The sequence below is a fragment of the Pelagibacterium sp. 26DY04 genome, from assembly GCF_031202305.1.
In the GTDB taxonomy this organism is placed as follows: domain Bacteria; phylum Pseudomonadota; class Alphaproteobacteria; order Rhizobiales; family Devosiaceae; genus Pelagibacterium.
Genome location: NZ_CP101731.1, coordinates 2,163,032 through 2,182,179 on the forward strand (window position 1 = coordinate 2,163,032; position 19,148 = coordinate 2,182,179).

Annotated in this window: 32 protein-coding genes; 3 read left to right on the forward strand and 29 right to left on the reverse strand. The window is 60.9% G+C overall.

Translation table 11 applies throughout. The features are described 5' to 3' along the window. Positions 1-10 precede the first annotated feature (10 nt). Complete coding sequence (locus NO932_RS10565; protein WP_309207344.1) at positions 11-1,402, reverse strand: Do family serine endopeptidase; 1,392 nt, start codon at positions 1,400-1,402, stop codon at positions 11-13. 288 nt (positions 1,403-1,690) lie between these two features. Between NO932_RS10565 and NO932_RS10570 the strand changes: the two genes are divergently transcribed. From NO932_RS10570 to NO932_RS10580, 3 genes are all read left to right on the forward strand, one after another. Beyond that, complete coding sequence (locus NO932_RS10570; RefSeq protein ID WP_309161020.1) at positions 1,691-2,842, forward strand: hypothetical protein; 1,152 nt, start codon at positions 1,691-1,693, stop codon at positions 2,840-2,842. A 134-nt stretch (positions 2,843-2,976) separates the two neighbouring features. After that, positions 2,977-3,231, forward strand: a complete 255-nt coding sequence (locus NO932_RS10575) for a type II toxin-antitoxin system Phd/YefM family antitoxin (RefSeq protein WP_309207346.1) — start codon at positions 2,977-2,979, stop codon at positions 3,229-3,231. Continuing rightward, on the forward strand, positions 3,228-3,662 hold the full coding sequence (locus tag NO932_RS10580; protein WP_309211025.1) for a type II toxin-antitoxin system VapC family toxin: 435 nt from the start codon (positions 3,228-3,230) through the stop codon (positions 3,660-3,662). The genes NO932_RS10575 and NO932_RS10580 overlap by 4 nt, the downstream gene beginning before the upstream one ends. Positions 3,663-3,713: 51 nt before the next feature. Here NO932_RS10580 and rplQ read toward each other — a convergent pair whose 3' ends face one another. The 28 genes from rplQ to tuf form a co-directional block, all read right to left on the reverse strand. After that, on the reverse strand, positions 3,714-4,142 hold the full coding sequence (gene rplQ / locus NO932_RS10585) for a 50S ribosomal protein L17 (RefSeq protein ID WP_309161019.1): 429 nt from the start codon (positions 4,140-4,142) through the stop codon (positions 3,714-3,716). A 37-nt stretch (positions 4,143-4,179) separates the two neighbouring features. Beyond that, complete coding sequence (locus NO932_RS10590; protein ID WP_309211026.1) at positions 4,180-5,196, reverse strand: DNA-directed RNA polymerase subunit alpha; 1,017 nt, start codon at positions 5,194-5,196, stop codon at positions 4,180-4,182. Positions 5,197-5,295: 99 nt separating this feature from the next. Further along, positions 5,296-5,688: a 30S ribosomal protein S11 gene (gene rpsK / locus NO932_RS10595; protein WP_309161017.1), complete on the reverse strand. Its 393-nt coding sequence runs from the start codon at positions 5,686-5,688 to the stop codon at positions 5,296-5,298. A 121-nt stretch (positions 5,689-5,809) separates the two neighbouring features. Then, entirely contained in the window at positions 5,810-6,178 is a 369-nt protein-coding gene (gene rpsM, locus NO932_RS10600; protein WP_309207347.1) for a 30S ribosomal protein S13, read from the reverse strand. Positions 6,179-6,359: 181 nt separating this feature from the next. Then, on the reverse strand, positions 6,360-6,932 hold the full coding sequence (locus tag NO932_RS10605) for an adenylate kinase (RefSeq protein ID WP_309207348.1): 573 nt from the start codon (positions 6,930-6,932) through the stop codon (positions 6,360-6,362). Further along, the gene (gene secY, locus NO932_RS10610) at positions 6,929-8,263 is read right to left on the reverse strand and encodes a preprotein translocase subunit SecY (protein ID WP_309207349.1); all 1,335 of its coding nucleotides are present in this window, start codon (positions 8,261-8,263) and stop codon (positions 6,929-6,931) included. The genes NO932_RS10605 and secY overlap by 4 nt, the downstream gene beginning before the upstream one ends. 178 nt (positions 8,264-8,441) lie before the next feature. Next, positions 8,442-8,921 carry a 50S ribosomal protein L15 gene (gene rplO / locus NO932_RS10615; RefSeq protein ID WP_309207351.1) on the reverse strand — a complete coding sequence of 160 codons (480 nt, stop codon included), beginning with the start codon at positions 8,919-8,921 and terminating at the stop codon, positions 8,442-8,444. Positions 8,922-8,936: 15 nt separating this feature from the next. Further along, entirely contained in the window at positions 8,937-9,125 is a 189-nt protein-coding gene (gene rpmD, locus NO932_RS10620; RefSeq protein ID WP_309207352.1) for a 50S ribosomal protein L30, read from the reverse strand. Between the two features lie 22 nt (positions 9,126-9,147). After that, a complete protein-coding gene (gene rpsE, locus NO932_RS10625; protein WP_309161011.1) occupies positions 9,148-9,678 on the reverse strand; it encodes a 30S ribosomal protein S5 in 531 nt (176 codons plus the stop codon). Between the two features lie 46 nt (positions 9,679-9,724). Continuing rightward, a complete protein-coding gene (gene rplR, locus NO932_RS10630; RefSeq protein WP_309207353.1) occupies positions 9,725-10,078 on the reverse strand; it encodes a 50S ribosomal protein L18 in 354 nt (117 codons plus the stop codon). A gap of 1 nt (position 10,079) precedes the next feature. Beyond that, positions 10,080-10,613, reverse strand: a complete 534-nt coding sequence (rplF, locus tag NO932_RS10635; protein WP_309161009.1) for a 50S ribosomal protein L6 — start codon at positions 10,611-10,613, stop codon at positions 10,080-10,082. 47 nt (positions 10,614-10,660) lie between these two features. Beyond that, positions 10,661-11,059, reverse strand: a complete 399-nt coding sequence (gene rpsH, locus NO932_RS10640; RefSeq protein WP_309207354.1) for a 30S ribosomal protein S8 — start codon at positions 11,057-11,059, stop codon at positions 10,661-10,663. Between the two features lie 12 nt (positions 11,060-11,071). Further along, positions 11,072-11,377, reverse strand: a complete 306-nt coding sequence (rpsN, locus tag NO932_RS10645) for a 30S ribosomal protein S14 (RefSeq protein ID WP_309207355.1) — start codon at positions 11,375-11,377, stop codon at positions 11,072-11,074. Between the two features lie 36 nt (positions 11,378-11,413). Beyond that, a complete protein-coding gene (rplE, locus tag NO932_RS10650) occupies positions 11,414-11,968 on the reverse strand; it encodes a 50S ribosomal protein L5 (RefSeq protein ID WP_309161006.1) in 555 nt (184 codons plus the stop codon). Then, positions 11,961-12,275: a 50S ribosomal protein L24 gene (rplX, locus tag NO932_RS10655; protein WP_309161005.1), complete on the reverse strand. Its 315-nt coding sequence runs from the start codon at positions 12,273-12,275 to the stop codon at positions 11,961-11,963. Before rplX ends, rplE begins: the two co-directional genes overlap by 8 nt. Further along, positions 12,275-12,643, reverse strand: coding sequence for a 50S ribosomal protein L14 (gene rplN / locus NO932_RS10660; protein WP_114644921.1), 369 nt, complete (start codon positions 12,641-12,643; stop codon positions 12,275-12,277). The genes rplX and rplN overlap by 1 nt, the downstream gene beginning before the upstream one ends. Before the next feature lie 70 nt (positions 12,644-12,713). Beyond that, a complete protein-coding gene (gene rpsQ, locus NO932_RS10665; RefSeq protein ID WP_309161004.1) occupies positions 12,714-12,947 on the reverse strand; it encodes a 30S ribosomal protein S17 in 234 nt (77 codons plus the stop codon). Between the two features lie 11 nt (positions 12,948-12,958). Then, complete coding sequence (rpmC, locus tag NO932_RS10670) at positions 12,959-13,159, reverse strand: 50S ribosomal protein L29 (protein WP_309161003.1); 201 nt, start codon at positions 13,157-13,159, stop codon at positions 12,959-12,961. 13 nt (positions 13,160-13,172) lie between these two features. Then, positions 13,173-13,586: a 50S ribosomal protein L16 gene (gene rplP / locus NO932_RS10675; protein ID WP_309161002.1), complete on the reverse strand. Its 414-nt coding sequence runs from the start codon at positions 13,584-13,586 to the stop codon at positions 13,173-13,175. Positions 13,587-13,600: 14 nt separating this feature from the next. Next, the gene (gene rpsC / locus NO932_RS10680; protein ID WP_309161001.1) at positions 13,601-14,311 is read right to left on the reverse strand and encodes a 30S ribosomal protein S3; all 711 of its coding nucleotides are present in this window, start codon (positions 14,309-14,311) and stop codon (positions 13,601-13,603) included. Next, on the reverse strand, positions 14,311-14,691 hold the full coding sequence (rplV, locus tag NO932_RS10685; protein WP_309161000.1) for a 50S ribosomal protein L22: 381 nt from the start codon (positions 14,689-14,691) through the stop codon (positions 14,311-14,313). Before rplV ends, rpsC begins: the two co-directional genes overlap by 1 nt. Before the next feature lie 2 nt (positions 14,692-14,693). Continuing rightward, the gene (gene rpsS / locus NO932_RS10690; protein ID WP_309160999.1) at positions 14,694-14,972 is read right to left on the reverse strand and encodes a 30S ribosomal protein S19; all 279 of its coding nucleotides are present in this window, start codon (positions 14,970-14,972) and stop codon (positions 14,694-14,696) included. 3 nt (positions 14,973-14,975) lie between these two features. Next, positions 14,976-15,815 carry a 50S ribosomal protein L2 gene (rplB, locus tag NO932_RS10695; protein WP_309160998.1) on the reverse strand — a complete coding sequence of 280 codons (840 nt, stop codon included), beginning with the start codon at positions 15,813-15,815 and terminating at the stop codon, positions 14,976-14,978. A 23-nt stretch (positions 15,816-15,838) separates the two neighbouring features. Continuing rightward, on the reverse strand, positions 15,839-16,132 hold the full coding sequence (locus NO932_RS10700) for a 50S ribosomal protein L23 (protein ID WP_309160997.1): 294 nt from the start codon (positions 16,130-16,132) through the stop codon (positions 15,839-15,841). Further along, positions 16,129-16,749: a 50S ribosomal protein L4 gene (rplD, locus tag NO932_RS10705; protein ID WP_309207356.1), complete on the reverse strand. Its 621-nt coding sequence runs from the start codon at positions 16,747-16,749 to the stop codon at positions 16,129-16,131. The genes NO932_RS10700 and rplD overlap by 4 nt, the downstream gene beginning before the upstream one ends. After that, positions 16,749-17,444, reverse strand: coding sequence for a 50S ribosomal protein L3 (gene rplC / locus NO932_RS10710; protein ID WP_309160995.1), 696 nt, complete (start codon positions 17,442-17,444; stop codon positions 16,749-16,751). The genes rplD and rplC overlap by 1 nt, the downstream gene beginning before the upstream one ends. A 90-nt stretch (positions 17,445-17,534) precedes the next feature. After that, a complete protein-coding gene (gene rpsJ / locus NO932_RS10715; protein ID WP_309160994.1) occupies positions 17,535-17,843 on the reverse strand; it encodes a 30S ribosomal protein S10 in 309 nt (102 codons plus the stop codon). 73 nt (positions 17,844-17,916) lie between these two features. Further along, a complete protein-coding gene (gene tuf / locus NO932_RS10720; RefSeq protein WP_309160979.1) occupies positions 17,917-19,107 on the reverse strand; it encodes an elongation factor Tu in 1,191 nt (396 codons plus the stop codon). Positions 19,108-19,148 lie beyond the last annotated feature (41 nt).

Consider the following 19,148-nt stretch of genomic DNA (forward strand, 5'->3'; position numbering starts at 1 on the left):
AGCCAGTTTCTCATCCGCTGACCACCGAACGAACGACGTTGCCGCCGCGTTGCAGGATGATCTGCCAGGCACGGGGCCGTTGGCTGGCGAGGGATTCGAAGGTTTCAATATCACGAATCTCCATGCCGTTGAGGGCCAGGATCACATCGCCCTCCTGCAGGCCCATGCGATCGGCGGGGCTGCCCTGTTCCACTTCGATTACGGCTATCCCCTGGATGGAAAACCCCAGGCCCAGCTCCTGCGCCAGCGCCGGATTGAGTTCGGCTGCCACGGTGCCCGCGAAGCGCGTGTTGCCGGAGATGGTGACCTGGCGATCGGAAACCGGCGGCGGGGCGTTGAGCGGCAGCGAGGCCACCATTTCCGCCCCATCGCGCCAAAGCGTGACCTGGGCTGTGGAACCGACCGCTTTGGTTGCGATCCGGTAATTGAGCGCCTCCGGATCCTGGACCTGGACGCCATCGATCATTGTGACCACATCGCCCGAGGCAAGACCGGCAAGCTCGGCGGGGCTATCGGGGGCGACTTCGGTGATAAGGGCGCCCCGTGGCGTATCGAGGCCCAGACTGGCGGCAAGATCGCCGTCGAGCGCCTGCATCTGCGCGCCCAACCAGGGCCGCGTGATCTCTCCACCCGCTTCACCCGCCGCGGCAATCACGCGCGCCATGTTGGAGGGAATGGCAAAGCCGATGCCCTGAGAACCGCCCGAGCGGGTGAAGATGGCGGTATTGATGCCCACCAGATTGCCGTTCATATCGACCAGGGCGCCACCGGAATTGCCAGGATTGATGGCGGCATCGGTCTGGATGAAGAACTGGTAGTCGGTGATGCCCATGCCGGTGCGGGCCAGGGCCGAGACAATCCCGCTCGAAACGGACTGACCGACCCCGAAGGGGTTGCCGATGGCGAGGACGAGATCGCCCACTTCGAGCTGATCGGAATCGGCGAACTGCACGGTTGGGAAAGTTCGATCGGCGTCCTCGATCCGCAGCACCGCAAGATCGGTGGCGGCATCGGCAAGGATGAGCTCGACCGGATATTCGCGGCCGTCATTGGCCACCACCCGGATATCAGTAGCGCCTTCAACGACGTGATTGTTGGTGAGGATCATGCCTTCAGCACTGACGATCACGCCCGAGCCCAGCGATTGCGAGGTTTGCGGGCGTGTCTCGAACAATGGGGAGCGGCCGAAGAAGCGATCGAAGAACGGATCGCGGAACGTGATCCGCTGCTCTTCGACGCGGGTGGCGTAGACGTTGACGACGGCGGGGGCGACCTGGCTCACGATGGGAGCGTAGGAAAGCTGAATTTGCTCCTGGGTTTGGGGCACTTGCCGTTCGACCTGGGCCGAGGCTGCAAAAGGGGTTGCGGCGATCAGGACGGCAAGGGCAATCTGGCGAAACATGCTGGAACTCCAACGGGTTGGAATGCACGATAGAAGGTATTGCGCGAAGGCGCGGATTCAAGTGACAAAGCCGTAAGGTTGATGGCGGAAACTTGGTGTTGAATGTGGTGTTGAGCACTGTGTGCAAAGAATCGTCACACGCCGCCGCTATAGCCGAAAGCCTGCATTGCCGAGGGGGGCAATGCAGGCTTTAAAAATCGCAAGTCCGGACGCAAAACCGGTTTCCACTTTTGCTGGACTTGCTTTATACAGCGCCGCTTTCAACCCCCGTAAAAGGTATCAAGGTCAATGGACCACGCGCCGTCTCGCCGCTACGCGAACACTGCCGAACTGATTGCCACCGAGGAGCCGGATTTCCCCAGCTTCCTTTTTTCCGAAAGACTTCTGGTCAAGGCCATCGATACCTTCAAGCAGGGCTTCGACGGGCTTTTGACCTATGCGGTGAAGTCCAACCCCTCCCCGCATATCCTCGAGATCATGCATCGGGAAGGGCTCAAGGCCTATGACGTGGCCTCCAACACCGAAATGGCGCTGATCGAGAAATACGCGCCCGGTGCGGGGATGCACTACAACAACCCGATCAAATCCCGCCGCGAGATCCAGCGCGCCTATGAGGAGTTCGGGGTGCGCTCGTTCACCATCGACCACGTCGCCCAGCTCGACCAGCTTGCGGCGGTGATCCCGCCCAGCGAGGACGTGGAGGTGACGATTCGCTTCAAGGCGGGCAAGGCGCTCAAATCTTATGATTTCGGCACCAAGTTCGGCGTCATGGAAGAAGGTGCGATCTCGATGGCCACACTGGCCAAGGCCATGGGCTATTCGACCTCGCTGTGCTTCCATGTCGGCAGCCAGTGCGAGGAAGCCTATGCGTACGAACGTCATATCGCGGCGGCTGGGCGCATCGCGCAGGCGTCGGGGATCGAGCTCAAGCGACTCAATATCGGCGGCGGCTTCCCCGCGCAGTACATCACCAATTCGGCTCCGCCGCTCGATGTCTATTTCGAGACGATCCGCAACGCGGTGACCGATACTTTCGGCTCGAACAAGCCCGAATTGATCGCCGAACCCGGGCGCGGCCTGTCGACCGGCTGCACGTCTCTGCTGCTGCGGGTCAAGCACGTTCGCGGCGAGCAGTCGGTTTACGTCAATGACGGCGTCTATGGCTCGCTGATGGAAGCCATGATCCTCGAATTCATGCCGCCGATCCGCGTGTGGCGGGGCGACAAGGTGCTGACCGGCGAAAGCTGGGACTTCAAGATCTTCGGCCCCACCTGCGACAGCTACGACGTGATGCCCCAGACGTTCATCCTCCCGGCGGCCATTGCAGAGGACGATTACATCGAATTCGGCCTGATGGGCGCCTATACCCAGGCTTCGCTCACCCCGTTCAACGGGTTCGACCGGCGCGACCTTTACTGGGTCGACGATATCCTGGTCTAGCCGATTGGCATGAACTAAACCGACGCGCGGCTCGAAACCTCGGGCCGCGCGTTTTCGTTTGGAGACCATCTTGCAGATTGCACGTCGCCGCACGATGTTCTAATGTACCAACATCAGAGCAACGGAGCACGCCGGTGACCATCACGACGCTTTCCAGCCGGGAATTCCAGCAGAATGCCAATCGCGCCCAAAAGGCAAGCCGCGAGGGGCCGGTGTTCATCACCAATCGCGGCCAGCCGACGCAAGTGCTGCTCAGCTATGAAGATTACCAGCGGATAACCGGCCAGCGGCGGACGCTTGTCGAAGCGCTTGCCATGCCCGGCCTCTCCGACATCGAGGTGGATTTCGAGGGGCCGCATGAGGCACCCCGCCCGGCTGACCTGAGCTGATGTATCTGCTCGACACCAATGTGCTCTCCGAACTGCGCAAGCTTGGCGACGGCAAAGCCGACGGCAACGTGATGGCCTGGTTCGCCAAGCGGGATGCGGGCTTGTTTTATGTTTCGGTCGTCTGCGTCATGGAAATCGAGCTGGGCATCCTCCTTCTCGAACGGCGCGACCCCGCGCAGGGCAAGCGTCTGCGCCAGTGGATGGACAACTACGTATTGCCTGAATTCGCCGAGCGGACACTGCCGGTAGATACGGCCGTCGCATTGCGTTGCGCCGGCCTGCACGTTCCCGATCCCCGTTCCAATCGCGACGCGTTCATCGCGGCAAGCGCGCTGGTCCACGGCATGAGCGTAGTGACCCGAAACGTTCGGGACTTCGAGGCAACCGGGGTCCGTGTCGTCAATCCCTGGCTGCCGGAAAACGCGGAATGAAAAAAGGCCCGGCAGTGCCGGGCCTTTTGTATCCTGAAACGGAAGTGCGGATTACGCTGCTTCGTTTTCCTCGTCGCGGGTGAAGTCCGCGGTGGGGCCGGAATCCTGGCCCTTGGCATCGACATCGCGATCCACGAATTCGATGACGCCGACCGGGGCGTTGTCGCCGTGGCGGAAGCCGGCCTTCAGCACGCGGGTGTAACCACCGTTGCGATCCTGGTAGCGCGGGCCGAGAACGTCGAACAGCTTCTTGACCATGGCTTCATCGCCGATCTGGGCGATGGCCTGGCGGCGGGCGTGCAGATCACCGCGCTTGCCGAGCGTGATGAGCTTTTCGACGATCGGACGCAGTTCCTTGGCCTTGGGCAAGGTGGTCACGATCTGCTCGTGCTTGATGAGGGCCGCGGACATGTTCTTGAACATCGCCTTGCGATGCGAAGAGGTCCGGTTCAGTTTGCGGCCGGCTTTACCGTGGCGCATGGTACTCTCCTAAAGTTCTTCTGGTCGCAGCGGAAGATCAGTAGTGATCTTCGTAACGCTTAGCGAGGTCTTCGATGTTTTCAGGCGGCCAGTTGTTGACGTCCATTCCAAGATGGAGCCCCATCTGGGCCAGCACTTCCTTGATCTCGTTGAGCGACTTGCGCCCGAAGTTCGGCGTGCGAAGCATCTCCGCTTCCGTCTTCTGGATGAGATCGCCGATATAGACGATATTGTCGTTCTTGAGGCAGTTCGCCGACCGAACCGACAGCTCGAGCTCGTCCACCTTCTTGAGCAGTGCCGGATTGAAGGCGAGCTCGGGAGCCGAATCCTCGGCCTTTTCCTTGGTGGGCTCTTCGAAGTTCACGAACACCGAGAGCTGGTCCTGAACGATGCGGGCGGCAAAGGCCAGCGCATCTTCCGGGCTGATCGCACCATTGGTCTCGATCTGCATGGTCAGCTTGTCGAAGTCGAGGTTCTGGCCCTCACGGGTCTTTTCGACCTTGTAGCTGACACGCTTGACCGGCGAGAACAGCGCATCGACGGCGATATAGCCGATCGGGGCGTCCTCGGGCTTGTTGCGGTCGGCCGGGACATAGCCCTTGCCGGTATTGACCGTGAACTCGATGTTGATTTCGGCACCATCGTCGAGGTGGCAGATCACGAGTTCGGGGTTGAGCACCTCGATATCGCCGGTGGTCTTGATGTCGCCAGCGGTGACGGCACCCGGACCCTGCTTGGACAGCGTGAGGCGCTTGGGCCCCTCGTCTTCCATCTTGACGGCGATTTCCTTGATGTTGAGGACGAGATCGGTCACGTCCTCGCGCACGCCGGGAATCGACGAGAATTCATGCAAAACGCCATCGATCTGGATGGCGGTGATTGCAGCGCCCTGCAGCGACGAGAGCAGAACCCGGCGCAGCGTGTTGCCCAGGGTCAAGCCATAACCGCGTTCGAGCGGCTCGGCGACCACGGAGGCGACGCGCGCGGAATCGCTGCCCGGAACGACGTCGAGCTTGGTCGGCTTAATCAGTTCCTGCCAGTTTTTCTGGATCATCACGTCCAACTTCCTTCTTAAAATCGCGGCCCTGCCCCGGCCGCCATGCCGCAAACCGTAAACGAACCCCGGCTGGCCCTGCCGAGGTTCGTTTCACTTTTAGACGCGACGGCGCTTGCGCGGCCGGCACCCATTGTGAGGAATGGATGTAACGTCCCGGATGGAAGTGACGGTAAAACCGGCGGCCTGCAGGGCACGCAGAGCGGACTCACGACCCGAACCCGGACCGCGAACCTCGACCTCAAGAGTCTTCATGCCGTGTTCCTGCGCCTTCTTGGCAGCGTCTTCGGCAGCCATCTGAGCTGCATACGGGGTCGACTTACGCGAGCCCTTGAAACCCATCATGCCGGCGGAGGACCAGGAGATCGCGTTGCCCTGAACGTCGGTGATGGTGACCATCGTGTTGTTGAACGAGGCGTTCACATGCGCAACGCCGGCACTGATGTTCTTGCGCTCGCGGCGGCGAACGCGCGTGGTATCTGCTTTAGCCATTTACTTCCTCTAATCGATCTCGAGCGCCGCCGTGCTTCCAGCGGCTACACCTCGAAAGCCTGGAACGGAACGCAAAAGGCGGGACGAAACGCCCTGCCCTTCGACGCCGCACCCGGCCTTCTTATTTCTTCTTGCCCGCGATGGGCTTTGCCGGACCCTTGCGGGTGCGGGCATTGGTATGGGTACGCTGACCGCGCACCGGCAGACCACGACGGTGACGCAGGCCGCGATAGTTGCCCAGGTCCATCAAACGCTTGATGTTCATGGCAACGTTACGGCGAAGGTCACCCTCGACCTGATAGTCACGGTCGATGGTTTCGCGGATCTGGATAACTTCCGCGTCGGTCAACTCATTCACGCGGCGCTCGGCCGGAATGCTGACTTTCTCGCAGATTTCAGAGGCCATCTTCGGCCCAATCCCGTGAATATACTGCAACGCGATAACCACGCGCTTGTTCGTCGGGATATTGACGCCAGCAATACGAGCCACGCCGGATCTCCTAAAATTGGTGTGTGAGGGCTTGACGCCCTACGTCGTTCAACAACAAGGGACCGGCATCCGACCCCCTTCTCTTTGCGGAAGGAACCGAATCCAGCCCTCGAAATTTCTGAGACTGGGCGCGGTTCTAAGGACTCGCGGCGCATAAGTCAACAGCACCGCGCGACCACATTTAAGATTTGTCAATAGCTGCCTTGATTGCAGCAGTGACCTCTTCGATCGCGGCCATGCCGTCGACCGATTTGAGCAGACCACGCTCGCCATAGAAATTGACGAGCGGTGCGGTCTGCTGGGTGTAGACATCGAGGCGCTTTCGCAGCACGTCCTCGTTGTCGTCGGCGCGAGCCCCACCCGATTCCTTGGCGCGGTTGATGATGCGCTCGACCAGGACGTCGGGATCGGCCTTGATCTCGATGACCGCATCAAGATGCAGGCCCTTGCGGTCCAGCATATGGGTCAGCGCCTCGGCCTGCGCAATGGTGCGCGGGAAACCGTCGAGAATAAAACCCTTGGCACAATCGGGCTGGTCCATCCGCTCGGAAATGATGCCCGAGACGATATCATCGGAAACCAGATCGCCGCGATCGACGATTGCCTTTGCTTCCAGACCCAGCGGGGTCTTGGCCGCGATCGCGGCACGCAGCATGTCACCGGTGGAAAGCTGCGGAATGTCGTAGGCCTTGACCAGGATCTGGGCCTGGGTGCCCTTCCCTGCGCCCGGAGGCCCCAAAAGTACCAGTCTCATCTTTTCCGTCCCCCTAGACGCGATTTCTTGACCATGCCCTCATATTGCTGCGCGATCAGATGGCTCTGGATCTGGCTCACCGTATCGAGCGTCACCGTCACCATGATGAGCAGCGAGGTGCCGCCCAGGAAAGCCGAGATGTTGAGCTGGCTCAGGAATATCTCGGGAATAAGGGCCACGACGGTGAGATAGATGGCGCCGACGACCGTAATACGCGTCAAAACGTAGTCGATGTGCTGCGCGGTGCGCTCGCCCGGACGGATGCCCGGAATGAAGCCGCCCGAACGCTTCAGATTGTCCGCCGTCTCGGTCGGGTTGAACACGATCGAGGTATAGAAGAACGCAAAGAAGATGATCATCGCTGCGAACAGGATGAGATAGAGCGGCTGCCCACGGCCGAGCAGCGCGGAAATATACTGGAGCCATTGCGGTGCATCGCCCTGTGCCGAGAAGGTCGCGATGGTCGCGGGCAACAGCAGCAGCGAAGAGGCAAAGATCACCGGAATGACGCCGGAGGTGTTGAGCTTCAGTGGCAGGTGCGAGGTATCGCCCTGATACATCTTGTTGCCGACCTGGCGCTTCGGATACTGGATCAGAAGCCGGCGCTGGGCGCGCTCGAAGAAGACGATGAGCGCAATGACGGCGATGGCGCCCACCAGGATGCCGACGACGGCAAGCGTGGGCAGCGCGCCTGTACGGCTCAATTCGAGCGTCTGAGCGATAACGCCGGGAAGCGTAGCGACGATACCGGCAAAGATGATCAGCGAAATGCCGTTGCCGATGCCGCGCGCGGTGATCTGCTCGCCCAGCCACATCAGGAACATGGTGCCGCCCACAAGCGTGATGACGGTCGAAATGCGGAAGAACCAGCCCGGATCGGACACCACGCCCTCGCTGGCCTCCAGCCCGACGGCGATGCCGTAGGCCTGCACGGCGCAGAACACGACGGTGAGATACCGCGTGTACTGGTTCATCTTGCGCCGGCCGCTCTCCCCTTCCTTCTTGAGCGCCTCAAGGCGCGGGGAAGCCGTCGACATCACCTGAATGACGATCGACGCGGTGATGTAGGGAATGAGGTTCAGCGCGAAGATCGCCAGGCGCTCCACGGCGCCGCCGGCGAACATGTTGAACAGCCCGAAGATGCCGCCCTGTGCCTGCTGGAAGGTCGCGGCGAAGGCATCGGGATCGATGCCCGGAATCGGAATGTAGGTGCCAAGTCGATAAACGAGCAGTGCGCCAAGAGTGAAGAAAATCCGCTTCTGGAGATCCTTGGCCTTGGAAAAGGTCGAGAAGCTCAAATTGCGGGCCAGTTGCTCGGCTGCAGACGCCATGACGGCTCCCTCTGAGAAACGCTTATAGAGCAAAGGAACGGGCACAAGGGCCCGGGGACGTTCACAGCTACGCCTCGGACGCCACCATGAAGTAATGCTCTGATATAGTCAGAGCGCGCCCTCATGCAATCCCCGGAATCGGGAAGACTGCGAGGGCGCGCTCCAAAGTCGCGGAAAATTATTCGGCGTCGGCAGGCTTGCCGATCACCTCGACCTTGCCACCGGCCGCTTCGATGGCGGCAACGGCACCAGCCGAGGCGTGGTTGACCTTGAAGGTAACCTTCTGGGCCTTGAACTCGCCGCCATTGATCAGGCGAACACCGTCACGGACGCGGCGAATGACGCCGGCCTTGACGAGCGCTTCGGCATCCACGACGCCCTTGGCATCGAGCTTGCCGCTATCGATATAGGCCTGGATGCGGTCGAGGCGCACCGCGTTCCACTTCTTGGCGAACGCGTTGTTGAAGCCGCGCTTGGGCATCCGCATGTGGAGCGGCATCTGCCCGCCTTCGAAGCCGTTGATGGCAACGCCGGAACGGGACTTCTGGCCCTTGACGCCACGGCCGCCGGTCTTGCCCAGGCCCGAACCAATACCGCGGCCCACACGGACCTTGGCTTTGGTGGCGCCGGCATTGTCAGCGATCTGATTGAGTTTCATTGTTCCAAAATCCTCTTACTGCTCGCCCACTACGCGGACGAGGTGAGCGACCTTGGAGATCATGCCGCGCACAGACGGGGTATCTTCCAGCTCGCTCCGGCGATGCATCTTGTTGAGCCCGAGGCCAACGAGGGTCGCGCGCTGATCTTCCTTGCGGCGGATCGGCGATCCGATCTGCTCGACGATGATGGTCTTCTTAGCCATTGATCTTCTCCTCGAGCCCCAATCAGGCTTCGACGGCGGCTTCGCCGCGGCGGGCCTGCAGCTCGGAAACCTTCAGCCCACGACGAGCCGCGACCGAGCGCGGGCTATCGACGTTCTTGAGCGCATCGAAGGTGGCGCGAACCATGTTGTAGGGGTTCGCCGAGCCCTGGCTCTTGGCAACGATGTCGTTGATGCCCAGGGTTTCGAACACGGCGCGCATCGGACCGCCGGCGATGATGCCGGTACCGGCCGGGGCGGCACGCAGGATGACCTTGCCGGCGCCGTGGCGGCCGGCGACGTCATGGTGCAGCGTACGGGCTTCGCGCAGCGGCACGCGGATCATCTGGCGCTTGGCCTGTTCGGTCGCCTTGCGGATGGCTTCCGGCACTTCGCGCGCCTTGCCATGACCGAAGCCGACGCGGCCCTTCTGGTCGCCGACGACCACGAGGGCGGCGAAACCGAAGCGACGGCCGCCCTTAACAACCTTGGCAACGCGGTTGATATGAACCAGGCGATCGACGAATTCGCTATCGCGTTCTTGAGTGTCTCTCATCGTCCTACCAGTCTTTTTTCTCTTTTATCTTGTAAGGAGCGTTCGCTTAGAAGCTCAGCCCGCCCTCGCGGGCTGCATCGGCCAGGGCCTTGACCCGACCATGGAAAATATACGCGCCGCGATCGAAAACGACTTCGGTCACACCGGCCTTGGTGGCGCGCTCGGCAATCGCCTTGCCCACTTCGGCAGCGGCAGCCTGATTGGCGCCGTTGGTGATCTTGAGATCCTTTTCGAGCGAGGAAGCGGACGCCAGGGTCACGCCATTCGCATCGTCGATGACCTGCGCATAGATGTTCTTGTCCGAACGGAAAACCGACAGACGCGGCCGGCCATTGGCGTGGGCCTTGATGGACCGGCGAACACGGGCCTTGCGGCGATCGATACCAGAAAGCTTAGCCATTTTACTTCTTCTTGCCTTCCTTGCGGTAGATGTGCTCGTCCGCATAGCGCACGCCCTTGCCCTTATAGGGCTCCGGCGGCCGGAACTCACGGATGTTGGCCGCAACCTGGCCAACCTGCTGCTTGTCGATACCCGTCACGACGATCTCGGTCTGGGTCGGGGCAGCGAGCGTGATCCCATCGGGGGCCTTGAAGATGACTTCGTGGGAGAAACCCAGCGAAAGCTTCAGGTCCGACCCCTGCATCTGGGCACGATAACCAACGCCGGTGATGGCGAGCTTGCGCTCAAAGCCGGTGGACACACCAGCGACGATGTTCTGAACCAGCGTACGCGACATGCCCCAGGCCGAACGGGCCTCGCGGCTGTCATCAACGGGGGTGACGACAACGCCGTCATCGGTCATCTCGGGCTTGACCAGATCCACGAGCACCACCGAGAGCTCACCCTTGGAGCCCTTCGCGGTTACCTTCTGGCCATCGACAGTGACCGTCACGCCGCTGACCGGGGCGACCGGCTTTTTGCCAATACGCGACATTTTTCTTTGCCTTCTCTTCGTTGGTGGGGTCTCCTCTGCTTTGCGTCTTAGAAGACGCGGCAGAGGACCTCACCGCCAACATTTTCAGCACGAGCCTGGTGGTCGGCCATCACACCCTTGGGGGTGGAAAGGATCGAGACACCAAGACCATTGCTAACGACAGGAATGTTCTTGACGGATGCATAAACCCGGCGGCCGGGCTTGGACACCCGCTGCAGTTCCTGGATAACCGGCTGGTTTTCCGAATACTTCAGCTCGATGGCGAACTCGGGCAGACCATCTTCATTGGTCTGTTCCGAATAGCCACGGATATAGCCTTCGGCCTTGAGCACGTCCAGCACATGAGCGCGCAGGGTCGAAGCCGGAGTGCGGACAACATCGCGACGGCGCAGCTGCGCGTTGCGGATGCGGGTCAGCATATCGCCAAGCGGATCGCTAAGAGTCATTTTTCTTCTTCCTTACCAGCTCGACTTGACCAGGCCCGGGATCTTGCCCATCGAGCCAAGCTCACGCAGAGCCACACGGCTCAGCTTGAGCTTGCGATAGTAACCGCGCGGACGGCCCGACACCTCACAACGGTTGCGCACGCGAACCGGGGAAGCATTGCGGGGCAGTTCGGCAAGCTTGAGCTGAGCTGCGAACCGCTCTTCAAAGCTCAGCGCCTCGTCCTTGGCCTTTGCCTTGAGCGCAGCGCGCTTTTCCGCATACTGCTTGGCAAGCTTGGCGCGGCGCTTGTTCTTCTCGATGGAGCTAACTTTAGCCATCTAAGTCTCTCTTTCGTCTCTCTTCCCGTTATCCGCTTACTGGCGGAACGGGAAATTGAAAGCCTTGAGAAGCGCACGCGCTTCGTCGTCGGTCTTTGCCGTGGTGCAGACGATCACGTCCATGCCCCAGACCTGATCGATCTGGTCATAGTTGATCTCGGGGAACACGATGTGCTCCTTGATGCCCATGGCGTAGTTGCCGCGGCCATCGAAGCTCTTGGGGTTGAGCCCACGGAAGTCACGGACGCGCGGCAGGGCAACGTTCACGAGGCGATCGATGAACTCGTACATCTGGGCACGGCGCAGCGTGACCTTGACGCCGAGCGGCATCCCTTCGCGAACCTTGAAGCCGGCGATCGACTTGCGGGCATAGGTGATGACGGGCTTCTGGCCGGCGATCTTCTCGAGATCGGCCATGGCAGCCTTCACCTTCTTGGAATCGCCAACCGCTTCGCCGACACCCATGTTGAGAACGACCTTCTCAAGCTTGGGAACCTGCATGGGGTTGGCATAGTTGAAGGTCTCGGTGAGACCGGCGCGCACCACATCGTCATAATGGGAGCGCAGGCGCGGAACGTAAGTCTCAGCCATCGATCACTTCTCCGGAACGCTTTGCGACGCGCTTCTTCACGCCGTCTTCGATCTTGAAGCCAACGCGGGTCGGCTTGTTTTCCTTGGCGTCGACCAGCGCGATGTTGCTCAGATGAATCGGAGCTTCGCGCGTGATGATGCCGGCATCCTGGCTCTGGGTCTGCTTCTGATGCTTGCGCACCAGGTTGATGCCAGAAACGACCGCGCGGGTCTCGGACGGGATGACCTGGAGAACGTTTCCGGTCTTGCCCTTGTCCTTGCCAGTCAGAACGATGACCTTGTCACCCTTTTTGATCTTGGCAGCCATTACAGCACCTCCGGCGCGAGCGAAATAATCTTCATGTGATTTTTCGCGCGCAGCTCACGAGGAACCGGGCCAAAGATACGGGTGCCGATCGGTTCCTTGTTGTTGTTGATGATGACCGCCGCATTGCGGTCGAAACGGATCACGGTGCCATCGGGGCGGCGGATATCCGAAGCGGTGCGAACCACTACGGCCTTCATCACCTGGCCCTTCTTGACGCGGCCGCGCGGGATCGCGTCCTTGACCGACACCACGATGATGTCGCCAACAGACGCATACTTGCGATGCGAACCGCCCAGCACCTTGATGCACATAACACGACGAGCGCCCGAATTATCGGCGACGTCGAGGTTCGTCTGCATCTGAATCATGACTGGCTGCCTTCTTATTCTTTATGGTTTCCGCCACCGTCACCCGGCACGGCACCTGACCTCTTTTGCGTTAAGCCGACGTTACGACGGTCCAACGCTTGTTCTTGGAGATCGGGGCACACTCTTCGATCTGCACCACGTCACCGACCTTGGCCGTGTTGGCCTCGTCATGAGCATGGTACTTCTTGGAACGGCGCACCGTCTTTTTCAGGATCGGGTGAGTGAAACGGCGTTCCACGGTCACAACGATCGTCTTATCGTTCGCATCGGAGACCACTGTCCCCTGCAGGATACGCTTGGGCATTTCGTGTCTCCTTACTTCCCTGCCGCTGCCTTCTCGGCCAGGACGGTCTTGACGCGCGCGATGTCGCGGCGGACCTTCTTGACCTGAGACGTGTTTTCCAGCTGCTGGGTGGCGCGCTGGAAGCGCAGGTTGAACTGCTCTTTCTTCAAGTTGACGAGCTCGTCCTTGAGTTCGTCCACCGTCTTTGCCCTAACGTCGCTCGGCTTTGCCATCGCTCAACGTTCCTTAATCTGCAATGCGGCTGACGAACCGCGTCTTGATCGGCAACTTCATGGCCGCAAGACGCAGAGCTTCACGCGCAACTTCTTCACTTACGCCGTCGATTTCGAACATGATCCGGCCGGGCTTGACGCGGGCTGCCCAATATTCGGGAGCACCCTTACCTTTACCCATACGGACTTCAGTCGGCTTGGACGACACGGGCACATCCGGGAACACCCGGATCCACACACGACCTGCGCGCTTCATGTAGCGAGTCATCGCGCGACGTGCGGCCTCGATCTGGCGGGCGGTTATACGCTCAGGTTCCTGAGCCTTCAAGCCATATTCGCCAAAATTGAGATCGAAGCCGCCCTTGGCGACACCGTGGATCCGGCCCTTGTGGGCCTTGCGGAACTTAGTTCGTTTCGGTTGCAGCATTTTTCAAGTCTTTCTTAGCTTGCAGCCGGACCGCGGCGGCCCTGCCCGCCGGCGTCACCGCCTTCGGTCGCACGGCGCTCGTGAGCCATCGGATCGTGTTCCATGATCTCGCCTTTGAAGATCCAGACCTTGATCCCGATGATCCCGTAGGTCGTTTCGGCTTCGGCAACGCCATAGTCGACGTCGGCACGCAGCGTATGAAGCGGAACGCGGCCTTCGCGATACCATTCGGTACGCGCGATGTCGGCACCGCCAAGGCGACCACCAACGTTGACGCGGATGCCCTGGGCCCCCATGCGCATCGCCGTCTGCACGGCGCGCTTCATGGCGCGGCGGAACGCCACACGGCGTTCGAGCTGCTGGGCAATGCCCTGGGCGACGAGCGTCGCATCGGTCTCGGGCTTGCGCACTTCAACGATGTTGATGTGCACTTCCGAGTTGGTGAACTTCTTGACCTTGTTGCGGATCTTCTCGATGTCCGCGCCCTTCTTGCCGATCACGATGCCCGGACGAGCCGAGTGGATCGAGATGCGGCACTTACGGTGCGGGCGCTCGATGACGATCTTGGAAACAGCGGCCTGCTTGAGCTCTTCCTCGAGCATCTCGCGGATCTTGAGATCTTCCTGCAGGAGCGAACCATATTCGCCCTTGTTGGCGTACCAACGGGAGTCCCAGGTGCGGTTGATGCCGAGGCGAAGCCCGATCGGATTAACTTTCTGGCCCATCAGACGGCCTCCTCGACTTCACGGACGACGATGGTCAGGTGCGAGAACGGCTTCTCGATGCGCGCGCCGCGACCGCGGGCACGAGCATGGAACCGCTTCATCACCAGAGCCTTGCCGACAAAGGCTTCCGACACGACAAGCGCATCGGTGTCCAGACCGTGGTTGTTTTCGGCGTTCGCGATGGCGCTTTCGAGGGTCTTCTTGACCGAGAGCGAAATGCGCTTGCGCGAGAACTCGAGCTCGGCCAGAGCGCGATCGACCTTCTTGCCGCGGATCTGCGCGGCAACCAGGTTCAGCTTCTGGGGGCTCGTACGCACCATGCGAAGGACGGCTTTCGCCTCGTTGTCCTTGAGCGTGCGTTCACGCTTTTCCTTGCCCATCGTTACTTCCTCTTCGCCTTCTTGTCGGCCGCGTGACCGTAATAGGTGCGCGTGGGCGAAAACTCACCGAACTTGTGGCCGATCATTTCCTCGGTCACCGAGACCGGGATATGCTTCTGGCCGTTATAGACGCCGAAGGTGAGGCCAACGAACTGCGGCAGGATCGTCGAGCGGCGGCTCCAGATCTTGATCACTTCGTTGCGGCCCGATTCCCGGACCTTGTCTGCCTTCTTCAGCAGATACCCGTCGACAAACGGGCCTTTCCAGACGGAACGTGCCATGGCTTACCTGCCCTTCTTGAGGTGCCGCGAGCGGACGATGAACTTGTCCGTCGCCTTGTTGGTGCGGGTGCGCTTGCCCTTGGTGGGCTTGCCCCACGGAGTGACCGGATGACGGCCACCCGAGGTACGGCCTTCACCACCACCATGCGGGTGGTCGATCGGGTTCATCGCGACACCGCGAACGTTCGGACGCTTGCCCAGCCAGCGGCTGCGGCCGGCCTTGCCGATCGAGGTGTTCGAGTGATCCGGGTTGGACACCGAACCGACGGTCGCCAGGCACGAGCCATGGACCAGGCGCTGTTCGCCCGAGTTGAGGCGAAGGATCGCCCAACCGGCGTCACGGCCGACATACTGAGCGTAAGCACCGGCGGAACGGGCCATCTGGCCGCCCTTGCGGGGCTTGAGCTCGATGTTGTGCACGATCGTGCCGACCGGCATGCGCTCGAGCGGCATGGCGTTGCCCGGCTTCACGTCGACGGCATTCATCGACGAGACCACCTTGTCGCCGGCAGCCAGACGCTGCGGGGCAAGGATATAGGCCTGCTCGCCATCCTCGTAGTTGACCAGAGCGATGAATGCGGTCCGGTTGGGATCGTATTCGAGGCGCTCAACGGTGCCCACGACGTCGAACTTGGTGCGCTTGAAATCGACGAGACGATAAGCGCGCTTGTGTCCGCCGCCACGCGCAAAGGCAGTGACGCGGCCACGGTTGTTGCGGCCACCCGACTTGGTGAGACCTTCGGTCAGCTTCTTGACCGGAGAACCCTTCCAGAGCTCGGACCGGTCGATGCCGACAAGCTGGCGGCGGCCCGGCGAGGTGGGATTGTACTGTTTCAAAGCCATTTGAACTCTTCCTTCTCGCCTTCTTACAGACCGGTCGAGATATCGATGGTCTGACCGTCAACGAGGGTGACGACGGCCTTCTTGACGTCCTTGCGGGTGCCAAGCATGTTGCGGAACCGCTTGACCTTGCCCTTGCGGACGATGGTGTTGACGGCCTTCACTTTGACGTCGAACAGCGCCTCAACGGCGGCCTTGATCTCAGGCTTTGTCGCGTCGATGGCCACGTCGAAGACGACCTGACCGTTTTCCGAAGCCATGGTCGACTTTTCAGTCACGACCGGGTTGCGGATGATGTCGTAGTGCTTGAGCGCGCTCATTGGAACCGGCCCTCCAGCGCTGCGAGAGCGTCCTTGGTCAGGACCAGCTTTTCGCGACGCAGAATGTCGTAGACGTTGATGCCCTGAGCCGGAAGCACGTCGATCTGGGGAATGTTGCGCGCTGCAAGCGCGAAATTCTGGTCCAGTTCGGCACCGCCGATGATCAGCGCATTGGAAAAGCCCAGCTTGCCGAAGACGACGCGAAGCGCGGCAGTCTTGGGCGCATCGGCGACGGCCTGGTCGAGGATCACGAGATCGCCGGCCTTGGCCTTGGCCGAAAGGGCATGCTTGAGAGCCAGCGCGCGAACCTTCTTGGGCAGCTCGATGGCGTGGCTGCGCGGGGTCGGGCCGAAAGCGCGACCACCACCACGGAAGATATTGGAGCGACGCGAGCCGTGACGCGCACCGCCGCCGCCCTTCTGGCGACCGAACTTCTTGCCGGTCATGGCGACATCGGCGCGGTTCTTGACCGCGTGCGTGCCGGCCATGCGCTTCAAAAGCTGGTAGCGCACCATGCGCTGGATCAGATCGGCGCGCGGTTCGAGCCCGAACACTGCGTCGTCGAGCGTGACCTTGCCGGCCGACTTACCCTCGAGGGTTGTGACCTGGAGTTCCATTATACACTTTCCCCATTAGCAGCGGCCTTGAAGGAGCCAGGCAGCGCTACGCCTTCAGGGCGCGGCTTCTTGACGGCATCACGGATCTGGATCCAGCCGCCCTTGGCGCCCGGAACCGAACCCTGAACCATGATCAGCCCGCGCTCGACATCGGTCTTGACGACCTTGACGTTCTGGGTCGTGACGCGCTCGGCACCCATGTGCCCAGCCATCTTCTTGCCCTTGAACACCTTGCCGGGGTCCTGGTTCTGACCGGTCGAACCGTGCGAACGGTGCGAGATCGACACACCGTGCGAAGCGCGCAGACCACCGAAGTTGTGGCGCTTCATCGCACCGGCAAAACCCTTACCGATCGAGGTGCCCGTAACGTCAACAAGCTGGCCTTCCACGAAGTGATCGGCCTGCAGTTCGGCGCCAACGTCGATCAGGTTGTCTTCGCTCACGCGGAACTCGACGACCTTACGCTTGGGCTCGACCTTGGCAGCGGCGTACTGACCGCGCTCGGCCTTGCTCACATTCTTGACCTTGACGGAACCGGCGCCGAGCTGAAGCGCGACGTAGCCGTCCTTTTCCTGCGTCCGCTGGCCCACCACCTGGCAACCCTGCAGGGCCAGGACGGTAACGGGAACATGAGCGCCGTCATCGGTGAAGATGCGGGTCATTCCCAGCTTCTGTGCGATCAATCCAGAACGCATCGGTTGTTACCTTTTCTTTTGGGCGTTTTTCCGGGTCATTGTTTCCCAAGAGGACCCACCAAAACGAAAAACGCTAGAAACTCACTTTACTTAGAGCTTGATTTCGACGTCGACGCCGGCGGCGAGATCGAGCTTCATCAGTGCATCCACCGTCTGGGGGGTCGGATCCACGATGTCGAGAAGACGCTTGTGAGTCCGGATTTCGAACTGCTCGCGGCTCTTCTTGTCGATGTGGGGCGACCGGTTGACGGTGTATTTGTCAATTCGCGTCGGCAGCGGAATGGGACCGCGAACCTGCGCGCCCGTGCGCTTGGCCGTGTTGACGATCTCGCGGGTCGAATTGTCGAGCACGCGATGGTCGAACGCCTTGAGCCGGATGCGAATATTCTGACCGTTCATTGTGTTCTATCCCGAAAAAAGGACTGCGGTGCGCGCCAGGAATGGGCGCACCGCATTCTCTATTGCTTGCCCGTTAAGCGACGATTTTGGAGACGACGCCCGACCCGACGGTACGGCCGCCTTCGCGGATGGCGAAGCGCAGCTTTTCGTCCATGGCGATCGGAACGATCAGCTCGACATTGATCTTCACGTTGTCGCCCGGCATCACCATCTCGACACCGTCATTGAGCGTCACCACACCGGTCACGTCAGTGGTCCGGAAGTAGAACTGCGGACGGTAGTTGGTGAAGAACGGGGTGTGACGGCCGCCCTCTTCCTTGGTCAGAATGTAGACCTCGGCTTCGAACTTGGTGTGCGGGGTCACCGAACCGGGCTTGCACAGCACCTGGCCGCGCTCAACCTGGTTGCGGTCGATACCGCGGATCAGCGCGCCGATGTTGTCGCCAGCTTCACCCGAATCGAGCAGCTTGCGGAACATCTCGACGCCGGTCACCGTCGTCTTCTGGGTCGGCTTGATGCCGACGATCTCGACTTCCTCGCCAACCTTGATCACGCCACGCTCGACACGGCCGGTCACAACAGTGCCGCGGCCCGAGATCGAGAACACGTCTTCAACCGGCATCAGGAAGGGCTGATCCTTCGGACGCTCGGGAGTCGGGATGTAGGCGTCGACGGTTTCCATCAGCGCCAGAACCGCATCGCGGCCGATCTCGGGGCGCTTGTCTTCAAGAGCCATCAGCGCGCTCCCCTTGGTGATCGGAATGTCGTCACCGGGGAATTCGTACGAGGAGAGCAGCTCGCGCACTTCGAGCTCGACCAGCTCGAGCAGTTCCTCGTCGTCGACCTGGTCGACCTTGTTGAGGAACACCACAAGCGCCGGCACACCGACCTGGCGGGCCAGAAGGATGTGCTCGCGGGTCTGCGGCATCGGGCCGTCAGCGGCCGAAACCACCAAGATCGCGCCGTCCATCTGCGCCGCGCCGGTGATCATGTTCTTCACATAGTCGGCGTGGCCGGGGCAGTCCACGTGAGCATAGTGCCGGTTCGCGGTCTCGTACTCGACGTGCGAGGTCGAGATCGTGATGCCGCGCGCCTTCTCTTCGGGCGCCTTGTCGATGTTGTCATACGAGGTGAACGTCGCACCACCCGACTCGGCCAGAACCTTGGTGATCGCTGCCGTCAAAGACGTCTTGCCATGGTCAACGTGACCAATCGTGCCAATGTTCACGTGCGGCTTACTGCGGCTGAATTTTTCCTTGCCCATCACATATCTCCATACTCAGCAGGTTGGGGCTGCTGAAAAAA

Bases quoted from the DNA above. Each gene is read 5' to 3' on its own strand.
- NO932_RS10565 (WP_309207344.1), bottom strand. From the start codon at position 1,402: ATGTTTCGCCAGATTGCCCTTGCCGTCCTGATCGCCGCAACCCCTTTT.
- NO932_RS10570 (WP_309161020.1), top strand. From the start codon at position 1,691: ATGGACCACGCGCCGTCTCGCCGCTACGCGAACACTGCCGAACTGATT.
- rplQ (WP_309161019.1), bottom strand. From the start codon at position 4,142: ATGCGCCACGGTAAAGCCGGCCGCAAACTGAACCGGACCTCTTCGCAT.
- NO932_RS10590 (WP_309211026.1), bottom strand. From the start codon at position 5,196: ATGATCCAGAAAAACTGGCAGGAACTGATTAAGCCGACCAAGCTCGAC.
- rpsK (WP_309161017.1), bottom strand. From the start codon at position 5,688: ATGGCTAAAGCAGATACCACGCGCGTTCGCCGCCGCGAGCGCAAGAAC.
- NO932_RS10605 (WP_309207348.1), bottom strand. From the start codon at position 6,932: ATGAGACTGGTACTTTTGGGGCCTCCGGGCGCAGGGAAGGGCACCCAG.
- secY (WP_309207349.1), bottom strand. From the start codon at position 8,263: ATGGCGTCTGCAGCCGAGCAACTGGCCCGCAATTTGAGCTTCTCGACC.
- rplO (WP_309207351.1), bottom strand. From the start codon at position 8,921: ATGAAACTCAATCAGATCGCTGACAATGCCGGCGCCACCAAAGCCAAG.
- rpmD (WP_309207352.1), bottom strand. From the start codon at position 9,125: ATGGCTAAGAAGACCATCATCGTCGAGCAGATCGGATCGCCGATCCGC.
- rpsE (WP_309161011.1), bottom strand. From the start codon at position 9,678: ATGAGAGACACTCAAGAACGCGATAGCGAATTCGTCGATCGCCTGGTT.
- rplR (WP_309207353.1), bottom strand. From the start codon at position 10,078: ATGGCTAAGCTTTCTGGTATCGATCGCCGCAAGGCCCGTGTTCGCCGG.
- rplF (WP_309161009.1), bottom strand. From the start codon at position 10,613: ATGTCGCGTATTGGCAAAAAGCCGGTCGCCCCGGTCAGCGGCGTGACG.
- rpsH (WP_309207354.1), bottom strand. From the start codon at position 11,059: ATGACTCTTAGCGATCCGCTTGGCGATATGCTGACCCGCATCCGCAAC.
- rpsN (WP_309207355.1), bottom strand. From the start codon at position 11,377: ATGGCTAAAGTTAGCTCCATCGAGAAGAACAAGCGCCGCGCCAAGCTT.
- rplE (WP_309161006.1), bottom strand. From the start codon at position 11,968: ATGGCTGAGACTTACGTTCCGCGCCTGCGCTCCCATTATGACGATGTG.
- rplX (WP_309161005.1), bottom strand. From the start codon at position 12,275: ATGGCTGCCAAGATCAAAAAGGGTGACAAGGTCATCGTTCTGACTGGC.
- rplN (WP_114644921.1), bottom strand. From the start codon at position 12,643: ATGATTCAGATGCAGACGAACCTCGACGTCGCCGATAATTCGGGCGCT.
- rpsQ (WP_309161004.1), bottom strand. From the start codon at position 12,947: ATGCCCAAGCGTATCCTGCAGGGGACAGTGGTCTCCGATGCGAACGAT.
- rpmC (WP_309161003.1), bottom strand. From the start codon at position 13,159: ATGGCAAAGCCGAGCGACGTTAGGGCAAAGACGGTGGACGAACTCAAG.
- rplP (WP_309161002.1), bottom strand. From the start codon at position 13,586: ATGCTGCAACCGAAACGAACTAAGTTCCGCAAGGCCCACAAGGGCCGG.
- rpsC (WP_309161001.1), bottom strand. From the start codon at position 14,311: ATGGGCCAGAAAGTTAATCCGATCGGGCTTCGCCTCGGCATCAACCGC.
- rplV (WP_309161000.1), bottom strand. From the start codon at position 14,691: ATGGGCAAGGAAAAGCGTGAACGCACGCTCAAGGACAACGAGGCGAAA.
- rpsS (WP_309160999.1), bottom strand. From the start codon at position 14,972: ATGGCACGTTCCGTCTGGAAAGGCCCGTTTGTCGACGGGTATCTGCTG.
- rplB (WP_309160998.1), bottom strand. From the start codon at position 15,815: ATGGCTTTGAAACAGTACAATCCCACCTCGCCGGGCCGCCGCCAGCTT.
- NO932_RS10700 (WP_309160997.1), bottom strand. From the start codon at position 16,132: ATGAGCGCGCTCAAGCACTACGACATCATCCGCAACCCGGTCGTGACT.
- rplD (WP_309207356.1), bottom strand. From the start codon at position 16,749: ATGGAACTCCAGGTCACAACCCTCGAGGGTAAGTCGGCCGGCAAGGTC.
- rplC (WP_309160995.1), bottom strand. From the start codon at position 17,444: ATGCGTTCTGGATTGATCGCACAGAAGCTGGGAATGACCCGCATCTTC.
- rpsJ (WP_309160994.1), bottom strand. From the start codon at position 17,843: ATGAACGGTCAGAATATTCGCATCCGGCTCAAGGCGTTCGACCATCGC.
- tuf (WP_309160979.1), bottom strand. From the start codon at position 19,107: ATGGGCAAGGAAAAATTCAGCCGCAGTAAGCCGCACGTGAACATTGGC.